The following is a 15989-nucleotide window of genomic DNA, read 5'->3' as shown; positions in this document are numbered from 1 at the left end:
AAGATGCCGATGAACACGACCCTCCCGAGCCGCCCGGACTTCCGCTCGCCCGATTTCCTGCGCGGCCACATCCGCCACACGCTGGCCTTCTACGACCCGCGCTGCGTCGACCCGTCCGGCGGCTTCTTCCACTTCTACAAGGACGACGGCACGCTCTATGACCGGCGCACCCGCCACCTGGTCAGCAGCACGCGCTTCGTCTTCAACCACGCGAGCGCGCTGTGCCGCTTCGGCGCGGCCGAGCGGCCCGACGACCTGGCCCGCGTGCGCCACGGCATGGCCTTTCTGCAGGCAGGCCATGCGCAGCCGCAAGGCGGCTATGCCTGGCAGGTCGACTGGAACGGCCAAGGCGCCACCGTGCAGGACGCCACGAACCACTGCTACGGCCTGGCCTTCGTGCTGCTGGCCCATGCCCACGCCATCAAGGCCGGCGCCGACGAGGCCCGCGCCGGCCTGGCCGCCACCTTCGATCTGATGGAGCAGCGCTTCTGGGATGCCGGCCACCAGCTCTATGCCGACGAGGCCACGCCCGACTGGCAGGTCGGCAGCTACCGCGGCCAGAACGCCAACATGCACAGCTGCGAGGCCATGCTGGCCGCGCACGACGCCACCGGCGAGGGCCGCTACCTGGACCGCGCGCTGACGCTGGCGCACGCGATCACGCAGCGTCAGGCCGGCCTGGCCGGCGGGCTGGTCTGGGAGCACTACCGGGCCGACTGGTCGGTCGACTGGGACTACAACCGCGAGGACAAGACCAACATCTTCCGGCCCTGGGGCTACCAGGTCGGCCACCTGACCGAATGGACCAAGCTGCTGCTGCAGTTGGAGGCGCGCCTGCCAGCGGCCCAACGCCCGGCCTGGCTGGCCGAGACGGCCCAGCGCTTCTTCGACACCGCCATGCAGCACGGCTGGGACGATCTGCACGGCGGTCTGGTCTATGGCTTCGCACCGGGCGGCGAGGTCTGCGACGGCGACAAGTACTTCTGGGTCCAGGCCGAGAGCTTCGCCGCCGCCGCGCTGCTGGCGCAACGCACCGGCGAGTCGCGCTACTGGGACTGGTACGACCGCATCTGGGGCTATGCCTGGGACCACATGATCGATCACGTGCACGGCGCCTGGTACCGCATCCGCACGCCCGACAACCGCGCCTATTCCGACGAAAAGAGCCCCGCAGGCAAGACCGATTACCACACCATGGGCGCCTGCCACGACGTGCTGCGGGGCCTCACATGACGGCGCTGCGCCACCTGGTGACCTTCCGCTACAAGCCGGGCATCGATCCGGCCACGCTGGCCGACGCGCATGCGGCCTTCTGCGCGCTGCCCTCGAAGGTGCCGGGCATCGTCGCCTTCGAACACGGCGCGGACATCAGCCCCGAAGGCCTCGGGCAGGGCTACGGCCATGTCTACCTGATGACCTTCGCCGACGAGGCCGCCCGCGACGCCTACCTGGTTCACCCGGCGCATCAGGCCTTTGTCGCCGGCATCGGGCCGCTGCTCGATGCGGCGCTGGTGCTGGACTACGCGCCGCAAGCCGTTGCCTGCGCGGCAGGCACCTGATCCCTCACACGCGTCCCAAGACCCGCGTCCCACGTCCAGCCCGAGAACAACATGACCCACGACCACGACCTGCTGCGCCGCGACCTCGACCGCATCACCGAGCAGGAGACCCGGCTGCGGCTGCCGACCTGGAGCGAGGCGGTTGCCTGGCAGTTGGGCTGCCGCTTGCGCGAACTCGCCGCAGCCCGCGGCAAGGCGATCACGATCGAGGCGCGTCTGGCGCGCGAGACGGTCTTCCTCTGCGCCATGCCCGGCACCGCGCCGACCAATGCCGACTGGGCCCGCCGCAAGCGCAACACCGTCGAGTCGCTGCAGCGCAGCTCCTACGCCGTCGGCCTGCAGTTGGCGCTCGAAGGCGGCGCGACGCTGGAGGCCAAGCTCGCCCTGCCGGCCCGCGACCACGCCAGCGCCGGTGGCTGTGTCCCGATCCGGCTGGCCAACGGCGGCGCCTGCGTCGGCACGCTGACGGTCTCCGGCCTGCCGCAGCGCGAGGACCATGCGCTGGTCGTCGAGGTGCTGGCCGAGCACCTCGGCATCGCGCTCGGCGACATCGCCCTGGCGGACTGAAACCGCACGAAACGGGCACGGCGGCACTGGGTTTCAGCGCCGATCCTGCCTACGATGCCCTGCCGCCGAGAACGCTGTCCGAACCCACCCCATGGCCCGAGGCAACCGCCCCCACATCACGCCGATCGCCGGCCCCATCCTCGGCGAGTTCCTGTTCGGCATCAGCGTGGCCATGGCCGGGCTGTGGATGGCCTCGGAGATTTCCGACGCGGCGGCCGGCGCCTTCGGCATGGCCCAGCAGGTCATGGAGACGCTGTTCGTGCTGTTCCGCGTGCTGGCCATCGGCGTGGGCGTGACCATCACCCAGGCGGTTGGCGGCCACCAGCCCGAGGCCGCGCGCCGCACCGCCCTGGTCGGCCTGGGCGCCTGCACCTGGGCGGGCGCCTTCGCGGCGATGTGGGTGCTGTTGCTGCCTGACCAGATCCTCGACCTGCTCAACGCCCCGGCCGAGGTCGCCGCCATCGCCGGGCCCTACCTGCCGCTGATCGCCCTGGCGCTGCTGCTGGAGGCCTACAACCTGACGATGGCCAGCATCCTGCGCGCCCACCTGCATGCGCGCGAGACGCTGATGGTGATGGTCGCCATGCACCTGACGCACCTGGCGCTGGCCTACCCGCTGATGCTCGGCTTCGGCGACTGGGACGGCCTGGGCCTGCCCGGCTACGCCATCGCCCTGACGCTCAGCCGCGCCTTCGGCCTGTGGCTGCACCTGTGGCTGTGGCGCAGCCGCCTGAACCTGGCGCCGCGCCGGCGTGACTGGTACGTCTGCCCCGCCCGTGCGCTGATGCCGGTGCTGCGCGTCGGCGTGCCGGGTGCCGCGCTGGAACTGGGCTACCGCATCGCCTTCATGATGTCGCTGTCAGCCGCCGCCCGCCTGGGCGTGGCTGCGCTGGCAACCCAGGCCTACACGCTGCAGACGCTCAAGTACGTGCTGCTGATCAGCCTGGCGATCGGCTGGGCCTGCGAGATCATGGTCGGCCACCTGATCGGCGCGGGCGAGTTCCGCAATGCCCACCAGCTCGTGCGCAAGGGCCTGCGCAACGGCCTGCTGGCCTCGGGCACGCTGGCCCTGCTGGCGGCGGTTGGGGCGCCCTGGATCATGCGCATCTTCACGCGCGACCCGGCGGTCATCGAGGCCGCGCAGACGCTGCTGTGGATCTCCTTCGCGCTCGAAACCGGCCGGGTCGCCAACCTCGTCGTGCTCGGCGCCCTGCGTTCGACCGGCGATGTGATCTTCCCGGTCAGCGCCAGCATCGCCTCGCTGATCCTGGTGCTGGGCGTCGGCTCGGTCGTGCTGGGCCGCCACTTCGGCCTGGTCGGCATCTGGATCGCCTACGCCGCCGACGAATGGATCCGCGGCGGCCTGATGTACTGGCGCTGGGAAACCCACGGCTGGGTCCAGCATGCCCGCGCCATCCACCAGCGCATGCGGGCGCCAGGGACGGAGACGCGGTTCTAGAGAGGCGGTGACGGCGGTGGGCCATGGCGGCGTCAACCGCTCGGCATCACTCGCTGGCCATCACTCGCACATCGCCCGCCAGTCCTCGGGCACCGCCACCGACTCGATCGCGTGCGGGTCGCTGCCGTCGCCCTTGCGGCGGGCGAAGACGCGGACCTCGGTGATTTCGACCAGCACGACGTCGGCGCGGCGGATCTGGTGCTTCATGACGAAGCTGCGGCGGCGCCATTCGCTGACGTGGCTCTCGATCTGCAGCACGTCGCCATAGGAGGCCGGGCGCAGGAACTTGGCCTGCGTGTCGGCCAGCGGCGTGCCCAGGATGCCGCGCTCGCGTTCGGTCGTCTTCCAGTCGGGCAGGCCACATTGCACGAAGAAGTGGCGGCTGGCCGCGTCGACCCAGCGGAAGAAGTTGGGAAACCAGACGATCTGCGCCGGATCGCAATCGCCGAACTCGACCCGCAAGGTGTAGGTGTGGCTCTTCATGGTCGTGACCTTAGCAGCGCCCGTCTGCGCGCCGCTGGCCCAGCGCTCAGCGCGCAGCGCCCGGGCTGTCCGCCGGTGCGGCCAGACCGAACAGCTCGGCCACCGCCTCGCGGTAGCGGTCCAGGCCGACGGCGTTGGTGTTGTGGTGCGAGCCGCCCTCGACCAGCACGTAGCGCTTGGGCTCGCGGGCGCGTTCGTACAAGGCCCGTCCCAGCTCGGGCGGGATCAGGCGGTCCTCGCTGCCATGGACGACCAGCAGCGGTGAGCCGATGCGGTCGACCTGCTCGACGGCCTCGAAACGCTGCGTGATCAGCGGGCCGACCGGCAGCCAGCCCCAGCGGAACGAGGACACCACATCGGGGATGGAGGTGAAGGTGCCTTCGACGATCACGCCGGCCTCGTCGTCGACCTGAGCGGCCAGCGCGACCGCGATGGCGCCGCCCAGCGAGTGACCAAAAACCGTGCGGCTGCGGCCGGGCCGCTCGCGCGCCAGCCAGTCCCAGGCGGCGCGGGCGTCCTCGATGGCGCTCTGTTCGGACGGCAGCTCGTCGGTGCTCAGACCGAAGCCGCGGTAGTCGATGCCCAGCACCGCATAGCCCAGGCTGTGCAGCCGGCGCATGCGCATCGCGCTGCTGCGCACGTTCCAGCGGGCGCCGTGCAGGTAGAGCAGCACGGGCGCGTCGGCCTGCGGCTGGTCCAGCCAGAGGCCGTTCAGGCGCACCGGCCGGTCCTGCGTGTCGCGGTAGTCGATCCAGACCTCGTCCATGCCGTCAGCCGCCACCGCACCACCGCCCCAGGTCGCCTTGCCGGGCTGGAAGATCCAGGCCCGCTGGCGCTCGTCGAGGCTGGCGCAACCAACCGTGACGGCCGCGCCCATCAAGGTCAGCGTCAGCAGACCGGCGGGTCGGATGAGGCGGCGCAACGACCGCATGAGCGTTTTCAGGACCATGTGGCGATGTTCCCAGAATGGCCGCACTCCCCCGTCACCACGGGGAATACGACGCGTGGTCGGCCCGTGGTCGGCCCGTCGTCGGCCGGATCCATTCAGATCGCCGCGCCGGGGTCGTCCTGCTGGCATTCCCGGAACACCCGCACCTGACAGCGCGCGCAGATCGCCGGGTCCAGGGTCGGGTGGATGGCCGCCAGCGCCACCTGCTTGTCGGCATGCACATGGCCGGGACCGAGTCGGTCGAGGAAGCCGCTGCGCTGCCACAGCGCAAGGACCTGCGGGCGTGGACGATGGAAGTGCAGGTCACCGCCCATCGCCCGGCGTTCGCGCAGCTCGTGTTCCCAGACCTCGGCACCCGCCGCGTCCAGCGAGTTCATGCTCTTGGCCATGACCAGCAGGTGTCGGGGTGCCTGCTCCGGGCTGGGCGCCTGGCGCAAGGCATGCAACTGGGCGTCGACGTGCGACGCCGCGCCGAAGAAGATCGAACCCTCCATGCGCAGCAGGTGCAGCTGCGGACAGGCCGGCAGCGCGCCGGGCGTGTCGGCGCGGACGACAAAGCGGCGCTCGGGCCCCGTCCGGTCGAAGCCCATCAGCCGCATCGCCGGGCGCGAGCTGCGGTAGAGATAGACCAGCAGCGACAGCCCGGCGCCGAGCAGGATGGCGCTCTCCAGCCGCAAGGTCAGGGTCGCCAGCAGGGTCGCCAGCGCGACGCCGGCCTCGGCCCGGTCGATGCGCCAGAGGCGCCGCCAAGCCGACAGGTCCAGCAGTGACGCAGCCACCACCAGTAACAGCCCGGCGATGGCCGCACGCGGGATCTGCGCCAGCGCGTCGGCCAGCAGCGCCACCAGCACCAGCAGCAGCAGGGCCGATCCGACGGCGGCCAGCGGCGTGCGCGCACCGGCCTGCAGGTTGGGCAAGGAGCGGTTGAGCGAGCCGCAGGACAGGTAGCACTGCATCACGCCACCGACCAGGTTGGACAAGCCCTGGCCGACAAACTCGCGGTTGACGTCCAGCCGCTGGCCCGAACGCGCGGCCAGCACCTTGGCGATCGACAGCGACTGGCCCAGTGCGATCACCGAGAGCGCCAGCGCCTTGTCGAACAGCTCGACCCCTTCGGCCCAGCTCACCTGCGGCAGGTGCAGGCTCGGCCACGGATGGGGCAAGGTGCCCGTGACGACCAGCGGCGCCACACGTCCGGCCAGCAGCGCCTGCGCCAGCACACCCGCCGCACTGGCCAGCACCAGACCGATCAGCAGGTGCGGGCAACGCGGCCAGATGTGGCGCGACGCCCAGGCGCCCAGCAGCGCCAAGGCAGCCACGGCCAGCGCCAGCGGATGGCTCGCCGACAGCGTCGACAACAGGGCCCACACCGTGCGAGCCGCGCCCATGCCGGCCGGCACGCCGGACTCGGTCGCGTCACGCAGCGCATGCACGCCGATCAGCAGCGCCGCGCCGGAGGTGAAGCCCAGCAGCGCAGCCGGCGAGATGAAGTCGGCCAGCCGGCCCAGCCGCATCGCACCGACGCCGAGCTGGATCGCGCCCACCATCAGCGTGACCATCAGCGCCAGCTCGATGTAATGGGCCGACCCGGTCACCGCCAAGGGCGCCAGCATCGCGGCGAGCGCCAGCGAGTTGGCGTTGGTGGGCCCGCTCATCACCTGCCGGCTCGATCCGGCCAGCGCCGCCACGATGCACGGCACCACCGCCGAATACAACCCGTATTGCGCCGGCAGACCGGCCAGCGCGGCAAACGCGATGCCCTGTGGCAAGACCAGCAAGGCCCCCAGCAAGGCCGCCTGAAGGTCACTGCGCAGCGTGGCCCGGTCAACCTCCAGCACCCAGTCGCCCAACAGGCTTGCCAGCCTGCCTGGCCAGCGGGGCGGCGGGGTGGGCGACGCGGGTAAGGGTGCGGGCATGGCGGGCGTCAAGCGTCTGAGGAGGCAGACTTATGCTGCCACACACCCTCGGGAGATCGACGATGAGCGCGCTCGACCAACAAGCCGCGATGACGCTGGACGAGTTCCTGGCCTGGGAGGCGACCCAGCCCGAGAAGCACGAGTTCATCGGCGGCGAGATCTTCGACATGGCCGGCGCGGAGGACCACCACGTCACCATCTGCCTCAACATCGCTGTCGCCCTGCGCCAGCACCTGCGCGACTCGCCGTGCCGCACCTACATGGCCGACATGAAGCTGCGGGTCGACGCGGCCAACGCGTCCTTCTTCCCGGACGTGCTGGTGACCTGCAGCGCCGCCGATCGCGAGCGGCGGCAGGACAAGCGCGAGCCGCTGCTGCTGGTCGAGGTGCTGTCGCCGTCGACCGCCGCCTACGACCGGGGCGACAAGTTCAGCGCCTACCGGCAGGTCGACAGCCTGCGCGAGTTCCTGATCGTCGACCTAGCCCGGCGCCGCAGCGAGGTCTACCGCAAGGGCGCCGATGGCCTGTGGGTGCTGTACCCCTTCGACACCGGCCAGACCGTGCACCTGGCCAGCGTCGAGCTGGAGCTGCCTGCGGCGGTGGTCTATGCCGACGTCGACGCGGCCGAAGGCCCTGCCGCCGCCTGAGTCACTCCTCGAACGGCAAGCCCACGTAGTTCTCGGCCAGCGCGGTCATCGCGGCGGTCGAGTTCACCAGGTAGTCCAGCTCGGCCGTCTGCATGCGGTGGCCGACCTCGCCGCTGTCGCCGGGGCCGGCGGGGAAGCGGTGCATCAGGCTGGTCATCCACCAGCTGAAGCGCTCGGCCTTCCAGATGCGGCGCAGCGCCTTGCGGGAGTAGTCATCGAGGCCGGCGTCGCTCTTGTCGGCGTAGTGCTCGATCAGCGCGCGGCTCAGGTAGCGCACGTCGGCGGCGGCCAGGTTCAGGCCCTTGGCGCCGGTGGGCGGAACGATGTGGGCGGCGTCGCCGGCCAGATAGAGGCGGCCAAAACGCATCGGCTCGGCGACAAAGCTGCGCAGCGGGGCGATGCTCTTCTCGAAGGACGGGCCGGTGGGCAGGCGCTCGGCGGTGGCCGGGTCCAGGCGCGACTTCAGCTCGGCCCAGAAGCGCTCGTCGCTCCAGTCCTCGACCTTGTCCTGCAGCGAACACTGCACGTAGAGCCGCACCCGCGAGGCGCTGCGCATGCTGCACAGCGCGAAGCCGCGGGCATGGTTGGCGTAGATCAGCTCGTCGGACACCGGCGGCACATCGGCCAGGATGCCCAGCCAGCCGAAGGGATAGACGCGCTCGAATTGGCGGATCGCGCCGACCGGCACGCTGGCACGCGCCACGCCGTGGAAGCCGTCGCAGCCGGCGATGTGATCGCAGGCCAGCGTGTGCTCAACGCCATCCTTGCGGAAGGTGACGGTGGGCGTGTCGCCGTCGAAGCCGTGCAGCGCGACCTCCTCGGCCTCGTAGACGATCGGCGCGCCAAGGGCGGTGCGGGCATCCATCAGGTCGCGCGTGACCTCGGTCTGGCCATAGACCATGACCGACTTGCCACCGGTCAAGGCCGCCAGGTCGATGCGGTGGCGCTGGCCCGAGAACAGCAGCTCGATGCCGTGGTGCACCAGACCTTCTCTGTGCATGCGCTCGCCCACGCCGGCCTCGTCGAGCAGGTCGACGCTGACCTGTTCGAGCACGCCGGCCCGAACCCGACCGAGCACGTAGTCGGCACTGCGCTGTTCGAGGATGACGTTGTCGATGCCGGCCCGGTGCAGCAACTGGCCCAGCAGCAGGCCGGAGGGCCCGGCGCCGATGATGGCGACCTGGGTGCGGGTGGGAATGGTCATGGCGTGTCTCCTGGGGATCGGGTCGTGACGGTTCAAAGGAATTGCCGCAGGTGCGCCTGCACCTCCAGCAGCATCGGCAGGCAGCGGTCGAGCAGCTCGGCGGTGCTCATGCGCCCGGCATGGGCGCTCACGTTGATGGCGGCGACGACCTCGCCGCGGAAGTTGCGCAGCGGCACCGCCAGCGTGCGCAGGCCGGGTTCGAGTTCCTGGTCGACCAGCGCGTAGCCACGCACCCGCACGCGCTCGATCTCCAGGCGCAGGCGGTCGCGCTGGGTGAGGGTCTGCGGCGTCAGCGGCAACATGGCCTGGCGGGCGATGAAGGCGTCGAGATCCTCGTTGGGCAAGGCCGCCAGCAGCACGCGGCCATTGGCGGTGCACCAGGCCGGCACGCGGGTGCCGGGTTGCAACGTCGCCGAGACCACCCGCCCGGCGGTCGCCGCCGCCACGCTGATGACGTCATGGCCGTCGAGCACGCCGGCCGAGCTGGCCTCCTGCATTGCCAGCGCCATGCGGGTGAGCTGCGGCTGCAGCAGGCGCGGCAGGCGAGCCGAGTGCATGTAGGACTGGCCGAAGCGCAGCACCTTGGCGCTCAGCGCGAACTGGCGACCTGTTTGGTGCGCATAGCCCAGCCGGGTCAGCGTGATCAGGTGGCGGCGCGCGGCGGCACGGGTCAGCCCGGCGCGCTGGGCGACCTCACTGATCGACAGCCGGGGGCGGTCCTGGTCGAAGGCCTCGATGACCAGCAGCCCGCTCGCCAGCGCAGCGACGAAGTCACGCGGCGAACCGGTGTCGGACGATGGGCCGTCGGCGTTTTCGGGAGTGGGAGGGGTTTCGGAGGGCATGGCGCGCTGCATCAACCTGCGTCAGGTCAAGGAAGCGTAGCGCCGGGGGTGCCAGGCAGCGCCGAAAGTTCGCTGTGCGCACAAGTCCTTCGGCGCCGCGAACGCTGTCGCGGCGGGCTCCCGCCTCAGGGCGGGTCTGACAACACGTTCTCGCCAAGCGCCTGAGGACGTCCGAACAGGTAGCCCTGGAACGCGTCGCAGCCCAGCGCCGACACCCGCTCGAACTGGCTGCGGGTCTCGACCCCTTCGGCCACCACGCGCAGGCCCAGCGTGCTGGCCAGTTGAACGATGGTGCGGGCGATCGCCTCGTCACGGCCATCGGCATCGATGTCGCGGATGAAGGACCGGTCGATCTTGACCGCGCTCAGCGGCAGGCGCTGCAGATAGCTCAGCGAGGAGTAGCCGGTGCCGAAGTCGTCCAGGGCGAGGCCGATGCCCATGCGGCGCAAGGCCTGCAGCTTGCGGATGACGTCGTCGACGTCGTGCTGCAGCACCGACTCGGTCAGCTCCAGCGTCAGCCGGTTGGCCGGCGCGCCGCTGCGGCGCAGCACCGAGGCGATGCGCTCGACGATCTCCGGATGGCGCAACTGGACCGCGCTGACGTTGACGGACACGCTCAGGTGGGCGCGATCGGGCAAGGCCCGCCAGGCGGCCAGCTGGCTGCAGGCCTGCTCCAGCACCCACAGGCCGATCTCGTCGATCAGGCCGGTCGCCTCGGCCAGTCCGATGAACTCGGCCGGCCCCAGCAGCCCCCGCGCCGGGTGCTGCCAGCGCACCAGGGCCTCATGGGCCATGCACCGCCCGTCGCGGTCGACCAGCGGCTGGTAGTGCAGGCGCAACTGGCCGTCGGGGACGGCGCGGCGCAGGGCCAGACCGCAGGCGATGCGTTCGGCCAGACGCTCTTCCAGCGCGGGCGTGTAGAGCCGCAAGGTGTCCCGGCCGGCCGACTTGGCTTCGTACATCGCGATGTCGGCCTGCTGGATGGCGCGGTCAAAGCTGATCTGCGCACCGGGCAGCAGGACCACGCCCATGCTGGCCGTGGCGCGGTGCGGCGTCAGCGCGCCCGTCAGCGGTTCGGCCAGCAGACGCAGCAGGCGCGCCCCCAGCGCCGATGCCCGGCCGGGCACCTCTGCGTCGCTCCAGTCATCCCCACCCAGGCTGCCCAGGTCGACCAGCACGATGAACTCGTCGCCCCCCAGCCGGCCGGCGGTCAGGCCATCGACCCCGGTCTCCAGCCGGCGGGCCCATTGCCGCAACAGCTCGTCCCCGACATCGTGGCCACGGGTGTCGTTGAGTTCCTTGAACTGGTCGATGTCCAGCAACAGCAAGGCCCCACGGTGGTGCTGGCGAACCAGGCGCTCGCACAAGGCATCGAAGCTGCGCTGGATGTGCAGGCGGTTGGGCAGACCGGTCAGGGTGTCGTGCAAGGAGAGGTGGGCGATCCGCGCCTCGTCAACCTTGCGCTGGGTGATGTCGCGACAGACGATGTAGGCCCGCTCGGGCGAGCCGTCGCTGCGGTAGACAAAGCGGGTCGAATCCTCGCGCCAGAAATAGTGACCCCGCCCATGGCGGATGCGGTAGCTGTAGACCTGGTGCGGCAAGCGCCGTTCGAGGGCCACGCGCACCGCCTCGGACACGTTCGCGCGGTCATCGGGATGGACACGTTCGAGCATGACCTCCCGGGACCGTCCGCCGAGGCCCACGGCGGCCTCGTCGCCCATCATGCGGGCGTAGGACGGCGAGGTGTAGCGGATCGCGCCGTCCTCGTAGATGGCCAGGCCGTCGGTGGTGTTCTCAGCCAGCAGGCGGAAGGTCTCCTCGCTGCGCTGCAAGGCGTGGCGGGTCTCGTGCTCCAGCACCCGCAAGAGCCGGGCTTCGAGCGCATGCACGACCACACGCGCCAGGTCGCACAGCACCGCCAGACCCGACGCGTCGAGTTGCCTGGGCACCTGGTCGATGACACACAGCGCCCCCACGCAGGAGCCATCGGCCAGACGCAGCGGGGCGCCGGCATAGAAGCAGATGTGGGGCTCGCCCGTCACCAGCGGGTTGTCGGCAAAGCGCGCATCGAGCCGCGCGTCCGGCACGATCAGCGGTTCGCCGCGGGCCACCACATGGCCGCAGAAGGCGATCTCGCGCGAGGTCTGGGTGGTCTCGCCCATGCCGCGACTGGCCTTGAACCACTGCCGATCGGCGTCGATCAGGCTGACCATCGCCACCGGCATCCGCAGCGCACCAGCCGCCGCGTCGACCAGCGCATCAAAGGCCGGCTCCGGGCTGGTGTCCAGGACGCGCAGCCGATGCAGGTTGGCCAGGCGATGCCATTCATCGACGGTGATGGGTGACACGTCCATGTCGACCTCCACGGTTGCCGAGAGGGCCTTGCGAGGGATCAGGCAAGGAGCGGACCGGGCCAGGACGGCCATCGCCGCCCGAACCAATCTGTCCAGGACAATACCGACAAGCAAAGCGCGCCGCAATGCCGTGGATCAAGGCCGATGACATTCACCCCACATCCGCCGGGTCTCGCCCGTCCCGGATTGACTCCGGTCAAGACTGGGGCAATGCCGCCGCGATCACGGCCCCGCCCAGGCAGACATCGCCCTGGTAGAGCACCACGCTTTGGCCCGGCGTGACGGCCCATTGGTCCTCGGCGAAGGTGAGCGACAGGCCGTCCGCATCCACCGCCGTGATGGCGCACGCGGCGTCCTCTTGCCGGTAGCGGGTCTTGGCCGCCAGGCCGCCGGCCCCCCCCTCGGCGCCCAGACCGACCTGCGGCGCACGGCCCGAAACCCAGCTCATGTCGGCCGCCGCCAGACGCGGCGCCAGCAGCCACGGGTGGTCATGGCCTTGCACGATGTAGAGCGTGTTGCTGGCCATGTCCTTGCGGGCGACGAACCACGGCGCGTGGTCGCCGCTGCCGCGTGGCGCGCGCTTGTCCTTGATGCCGCCGATGCCGATGCCCTTGCGCTGACCCAGCGTGTAGAAGCTCAGGCCCACGTGTTCGCCCAGCGTGCGGCCGCGGTCGTCCTTGATCGGGCCGGGCTGGTGGCTCAGGTAGCGGTTGAGGAACTCGCGGAAGGGCCGCTCGCCGATGAAGCAGATGCCGGTCGAGTCCTTCTTGCGCGCGTTCGGCAGACCGATCTCGGCGGCGATGCGGCGCACCTCGGTCTTGGGCAGTTCGCCAACCGGAAACATCGTCTTGGCGAGCTGCGCCTGGTTGAGCCGGTGCAGGAAGTAGCTCTGGTCCTTGAGCGGGTCCAGCCCCTTGAGCAGCTGGTGCTCGCCGCTGGCCGGGTCGTGGCGCACGCGGGCGTAGTGGCCGGTGGCGATGTGCTCGGCGCCCAGCCGCATGGCGTGGTCGAGGAAGGCCTTGAACTTGATCTCGGCATTGCACAGCACGTCCGGGTTGGGCGTGCGGCCGGCCGAGTACTCGCGCAGGAACTCGGCGAAGACGCGGTCCTTGTAGTCGGCGGCGAAGTTGACGTGCTCGATGTCGATGCCGATCACGTCGGCCACCGAGGCCGCGTCCAGCCAGTCCTGCCGGGTCGAGCAGTACTCGCTGTCGTCATCGTCTTCCCAGTTCTTCATGAACAGGCCAACGACCTCATGGCCCTGCTGCTTGAGCAGCCAGGCGCTGACGGCCGAGTCCACGCCGCCGGATAGGCCGACGACGACGCGATGTTTCTTCGTTGCGGTTTCCACACGCCGGATTATCCCGACCGGCTGGGTGACCCTGCGGCCAGTGCACGGGGCGGCCTTGCGATGGCGACGGTCAGTGCCGCAGCTGGCGCATCCGCCGCCATGCCTGTGACGGCAGCTCGCCATACATGCGGCGGAAGTCCTGGGCGAAGTGGCTGAAGTGCCAGAAGCCCCATTGCGCCGCCGCCTCGGTGACGGTCGCCGCACCGCGCAGGGCGCGGCGGGCGCCGGCCAGCCGGACCGCGCGCAAAAACGCCGCCGGGGCCATGCCCAGCACCTGCTGGAAGGCCGATTGCAACGTGCGCCGGCTGACGCCCAGCGTGAGGCAGAGCTGGGCGACGGTCAGCGGCGATTCGGCCTCTTGCTGGACCAGCGCCCGCGCGCCTTCGACCAGTTGCCAGGCGCGCTGCGGGGCGGGCTCGTCGGCCTCGTCGGCACCATGCACCAGCGCTTCCAGTGCGTTCGACAGGGCCGACTGCCGCAGCTGGCCGCGCAGCGCCGCCTGGTCGAGCAGGCCGGGCTGTGTGCGCAGCATGCCGAAGGCACCCTGCATGAAGTCGCGCAAGCCGGCGACGCTGCCCGGCGCGGCGAGGTGCAGGCCGGCGCGGGCGGCCACGCGCTCGATGCGCTCGCGCTCGTCGTCGGTCGCCAGCGCCAGCAGCTCGTCGCGCGACAGCTCCAGCCCCGCCATCGCGAGGCCTTCGGGCGTGTAGAACTCGAAGCCCTCGGAGCCCGAGAAGCCGCAGTAGCGCGCCGCTTCGCCCTGGCCCCAGTCGCTGACCCCACAGAACACCGCCGGGCCCTGGCCCCGCTGCAGAGGCAGGCCGATCGCCACGCGGTCGGGCGCCAGCGCACCGCGCTGCATCAGGCGGCGGCTGGTCGATTCGACGAACAGGTGCACGCCGTCCAGCCACGCTTCTTCGATCTGGCCGTCGAAGCGGCCGGCCGAGAGCTGGGCATAGCCCTGGTTCCAGCCGTCGAGCAGGGCGGCCTGCTCATCGACGTCGCCGGTGCGTGCGACCCGCACGCCAAAGGCGACCGCGGCTGCGGGAGGGTTCGGGGCGTGGGACGGTGTCATGGGCAGACTCCTCGGACGTGTCCCAGCGTCATGCAAGCATCAGGCCATGAACAGCCCGAGTCATCCCCGATGCCGCCGGCCGCTGCACTGCCAAGACTGGATAGCCGGCGTCCCGGCGGGCCCGTCAACATGGGGTCTTGCGCAGCCGCCCTGGCCGATCGAAGGCAGACTCCCGACATGCCCTACCAGCACCGCATCGGCACCCGCAACTGGGTCTTCCGTGACCTGAAGGACGTCATGGCCAAGGCCACACCGGCACGTTCCGGCGACGCGCTGGCCGGGCTGGCGGCCGACAGCGAGGTCGAGCGCATGGCCGCCAAGATGTGTCTGGCGGACCTGCCGTTGCGGCGCTTCCTGGACGAGGCGCTGATCCCCTACGAGGACGACGAGGTCACGCGCCTGATCGTCGACAGCCACGACGCGGCGGCCTTCGCGCCGGTCGCCCACCTGACGGTCGGCGCCTGGCGCGACTGGCTGCTCAGCGACGCAGCCGACGAGGCCGCGCTCAGCGCGCTGCGCCCGGGCCTGACGCCGGAGATGGTTGCCGCCGTCAGCAAGCTGATGCGGCTGCAGGACCTGATGCTGGTGGCGCGCAAGTGCCGCGTCGTCACCCGCTTTCGCAACACCATCGGCCTGCCGGGCCACCTGGCGGTGCGGCTGCAGCCCAACCACCCGACCGACGCGCCGGCCGGCATCGCTGCCTCGGTGCTGGACGGGCTGCTCTACGGCGCGGGCGACGCGGTCATCGGCATCAACCCGGCGAGCGACAACCTCGCCTTGCTGACCGACCTGGTCAAGCTGCTGGACGAGGTCATCCAGACCTGGGACGTGCCGACGCAGAGCTGCGTGCTGACCCATGTGACGCAGACGCTGCGCATGGTCGAGGCCGGCGCGCCGGTCGACCTGGTGTTCCAGTCCATCGCCGGCACCGAGGCCACCAACCGCAGCTTCGGCATCGACCTGGCGATGCTGCACGAGGCCCGCGAGGCGGCGCTGTCGCTGCATCGCGGCACGCTGGGCGACAACGTCATGTATTTCGAGACCGGCCAAGGCAGCGCGCTGTCGGCCGGCGCCCACCACGGCGTCGACCAGCAGACCTGCGAAGCGCGCGCCTACGCCGTCGCCCGCGCGTTCTCGCCACTGCTGACCAACACGGTGGTCGGCTTCATCGGCCCGGAATACCTGCACGACGGCAAGCAGATCATCCGCGCCGGCCTGGAGGACCACTTCTGCGGCAAGCTGCTGGGCGTGCCATTGGGCTGCGACGTCTGCTACACCAACCACGCCGAGGCCGACTCCGACGACATGGACACCCTGATGACGCTGCTGGGCGCCGCCGGCCTGAGCTTCATCATGGGCGTGCCCGGTGCCGACGACGTCATGCTGAACTACCAGAGCACCTCCTTCCACGACGCCCTGGTGCTGCGCCGCCTGCTGGGCCTGCAGCGCGCGCCCGAGTTCGAAGACTGGCTCGCGGCGATGGGGATCGCCGATGGCCACGGCCAGATCCGCCCGATCGGCGCCGATCACCGCCTGCTGCAGGCCGGCGTCGCGCCGCTGCGGCGGCTGGCTTGAAGGAGGTT

Annotated in this window: 14 protein-coding genes; 6 read left to right on the top strand and 8 right to left on the bottom strand. The window is 70.6% G+C overall.

The window, feature by feature from the left end; all coding sequences use genetic code 11:
* The first annotated feature begins 9 nt into the window (after positions 1–9).
* The 4 genes from EV685_RS19445 to EV685_RS19430 all read left to right on the top strand — a co-directional run bounded on the left by EV685_RS19445 (position 10) and on the right by EV685_RS19430 (position 3585).
* Positions 10–1233 carry an AGE family epimerase/isomerase gene (locus EV685_RS19445; RefSeq protein WP_242615684.1) on the top strand — a complete coding sequence of 408 codons (1224 nt, stop codon included), beginning with the start codon at positions 10–12 and terminating at the stop codon, positions 1231–1233.
* Positions 1230–1559, top strand: coding sequence for a Dabb family protein (locus EV685_RS19440; RefSeq protein ID WP_130483726.1), 330 nt, complete (start codon positions 1230–1232; stop codon positions 1557–1559). The genes EV685_RS19445 and EV685_RS19440 overlap by 4 nt, the downstream gene beginning before the upstream one ends.
* 51 nt (positions 1560–1610) lie before the next feature.
* Positions 1611–2126, top strand: a complete 516-nt coding sequence (locus tag EV685_RS19435) for a heme-degrading domain-containing protein (protein ID WP_130483725.1) — start codon at positions 1611–1613, stop codon at positions 2124–2126.
* A 91-nt stretch (positions 2127–2217) separates the two neighbouring features.
* Positions 2218–3585, top strand: a complete 1368-nt coding sequence (locus EV685_RS19430) for an MATE family efflux transporter (RefSeq protein WP_130483724.1) — start codon at positions 2218–2220, stop codon at positions 3583–3585.
* A gap of 60 nt (positions 3586–3645) precedes the next feature.
* Here the strand turns inward: EV685_RS19430 and EV685_RS19425 are convergent, their stop codons facing one another.
* The 3 genes from EV685_RS19425 to EV685_RS19415 all read right to left on the bottom strand — a co-directional run bounded on the left by EV685_RS19425 (position 3646) and on the right by EV685_RS19415 (position 6933).
* Positions 3646–4068: an acyl-CoA thioesterase gene (locus tag EV685_RS19425; protein ID WP_130483723.1), complete on the bottom strand. Its 423-nt coding sequence runs from the start codon at positions 4066–4068 to the stop codon at positions 3646–3648.
* A gap of 46 nt (positions 4069–4114) precedes the next feature.
* The gene (locus tag EV685_RS19420; protein WP_130483722.1) at positions 4115–4999 is read right to left on the bottom strand and encodes an alpha/beta hydrolase; all 885 of its coding nucleotides are present in this window, start codon (positions 4997–4999) and stop codon (positions 4115–4117) included.
* 113 nt (positions 5000–5112) lie between these two features.
* Positions 5113–6933 carry a SulP family inorganic anion transporter gene (locus tag EV685_RS19415; protein ID WP_130483721.1) on the bottom strand — a complete coding sequence of 607 codons (1821 nt, stop codon included), beginning with the start codon at positions 6931–6933 and terminating at the stop codon, positions 5113–5115.
* A 62-nt stretch (positions 6934–6995) separates the two neighbouring features.
* Between EV685_RS19415 and EV685_RS19410 the strand changes: the two genes are divergently transcribed.
* Positions 6996–7580: a Uma2 family endonuclease gene (locus tag EV685_RS19410; protein WP_130483720.1), complete on the top strand. Its 585-nt coding sequence runs from the start codon at positions 6996–6998 to the stop codon at positions 7578–7580.
* A gap of 1 nt (position 7581) precedes the next feature.
* Here EV685_RS19410 and pobA read toward each other — a convergent pair whose 3' ends face one another.
* The 5 genes from pobA to EV685_RS19385 form a co-directional block, all read right to left on the bottom strand.
* Positions 7582–8784, bottom strand: a complete 1203-nt coding sequence (pobA, locus tag EV685_RS19405) for a 4-hydroxybenzoate 3-monooxygenase (RefSeq protein ID WP_130483719.1) — start codon at positions 8782–8784, stop codon at positions 7582–7584.
* A 32-nt stretch (positions 8785–8816) separates the two neighbouring features.
* A complete protein-coding gene (locus tag EV685_RS19400; protein WP_130483718.1) occupies positions 8817–9626 on the bottom strand; it encodes an IclR family transcriptional regulator domain-containing protein in 810 nt (269 codons plus the stop codon).
* Between the two features lie 125 nt (positions 9627–9751).
* Positions 9752–11980 carry a putative bifunctional diguanylate cyclase/phosphodiesterase gene (locus tag EV685_RS19395; RefSeq protein ID WP_165396870.1) on the bottom strand — a complete coding sequence of 743 codons (2229 nt, stop codon included), beginning with the start codon at positions 11978–11980 and terminating at the stop codon, positions 9752–9754.
* A 196-nt stretch (positions 11981–12176) separates the two neighbouring features.
* A complete protein-coding gene (mnmA, locus tag EV685_RS19390; protein ID WP_242615683.1) occupies positions 12177–13331 on the bottom strand; it encodes a tRNA 2-thiouridine(34) synthase MnmA in 1155 nt (384 codons plus the stop codon).
* 70 nt (positions 13332–13401) lie between these two features.
* Positions 13402–14406, bottom strand: coding sequence for a helix-turn-helix domain-containing protein (locus EV685_RS19385; protein WP_130483715.1), 1005 nt, complete (start codon positions 14404–14406; stop codon positions 13402–13404).
* Positions 14407–14583: 177 nt separating this feature from the next.
* Between EV685_RS19385 and EV685_RS19380 the strand changes: the two genes are divergently transcribed.
* Positions 14584–15981, top strand: coding sequence for an ethanolamine ammonia-lyase subunit EutB (locus EV685_RS19380; RefSeq protein WP_130483714.1), 1398 nt, complete (start codon positions 14584–14586; stop codon positions 15979–15981).
* Positions 15982–15989: the final 8 nt, after the last annotated feature.

This window comes from Sphaerotilus mobilis, from assembly GCF_004216565.1.
Classification (GTDB): Bacteria; Pseudomonadota; Gammaproteobacteria; order Burkholderiales; family Burkholderiaceae_C; genus Sphaerotilus; species Sphaerotilus mobilis.
This window is presented reverse-complemented; position numbering and strand designations above follow the sequence as displayed.

Excerpts from the sequence above, each read along its gene's own strand:
- EV685_RS19445 (WP_242615684.1), top strand. The coding sequence starts at position 10 with ATGAACACGACCCTCCCGAGCCGCCCGGACTTCCGCTCGCCCGATTTC.
- EV685_RS19440 (WP_130483726.1), top strand. The coding sequence starts at position 1,230 with ATGACGGCGCTGCGCCACCTGGTGACCTTCCGCTACAAGCCGGGCATC.
- EV685_RS19435 (WP_130483725.1), top strand. The coding sequence starts at position 1,611 with ATGACCCACGACCACGACCTGCTGCGCCGCGACCTCGACCGCATCACC.
- EV685_RS19430 (WP_130483724.1), top strand. The coding sequence starts at position 2,218 with ATGGCCCGAGGCAACCGCCCCCACATCACGCCGATCGCCGGCCCCATC.
- EV685_RS19425 (WP_130483723.1), bottom strand. The coding sequence starts at position 4,068 with ATGAAGAGCCACACCTACACCTTGCGGGTCGAGTTCGGCGATTGCGAT.
- EV685_RS19420 (WP_130483722.1), bottom strand. The coding sequence starts at position 4,999 with ATGCGGTCGTTGCGCCGCCTCATCCGACCCGCCGGTCTGCTGACGCTG.
- EV685_RS19415 (WP_130483721.1), bottom strand. The coding sequence starts at position 6,933 with ATGCCCGCACCCTTACCCGCGTCGCCCACCCCGCCGCCCCGCTGGCCA.
- EV685_RS19410 (WP_130483720.1), top strand. The coding sequence starts at position 6,996 with ATGAGCGCGCTCGACCAACAAGCCGCGATGACGCTGGACGAGTTCCTG.
- pobA (WP_130483719.1), bottom strand. The coding sequence starts at position 8,784 with ATGACCATTCCCACCCGCACCCAGGTCGCCATCATCGGCGCCGGGCCC.
- EV685_RS19400 (WP_130483718.1), bottom strand. The coding sequence starts at position 9,626 with ATGCCCTCCGAAACCCCTCCCACTCCCGAAAACGCCGACGGCCCATCG.
- EV685_RS19395 (WP_165396870.1), bottom strand. The coding sequence starts at position 11,980 with ATGGACGTGTCACCCATCACCGTCGATGAATGGCATCGCCTGGCCAAC.
- EV685_RS19385 (WP_130483715.1), bottom strand. The coding sequence starts at position 14,406 with ATGACACCGTCCCACGCCCCGAACCCTCCCGCAGCCGCGGTCGCCTTT.
- EV685_RS19380 (WP_130483714.1), top strand. The coding sequence starts at position 14,584 with ATGCCCTACCAGCACCGCATCGGCACCCGCAACTGGGTCTTCCGTGAC.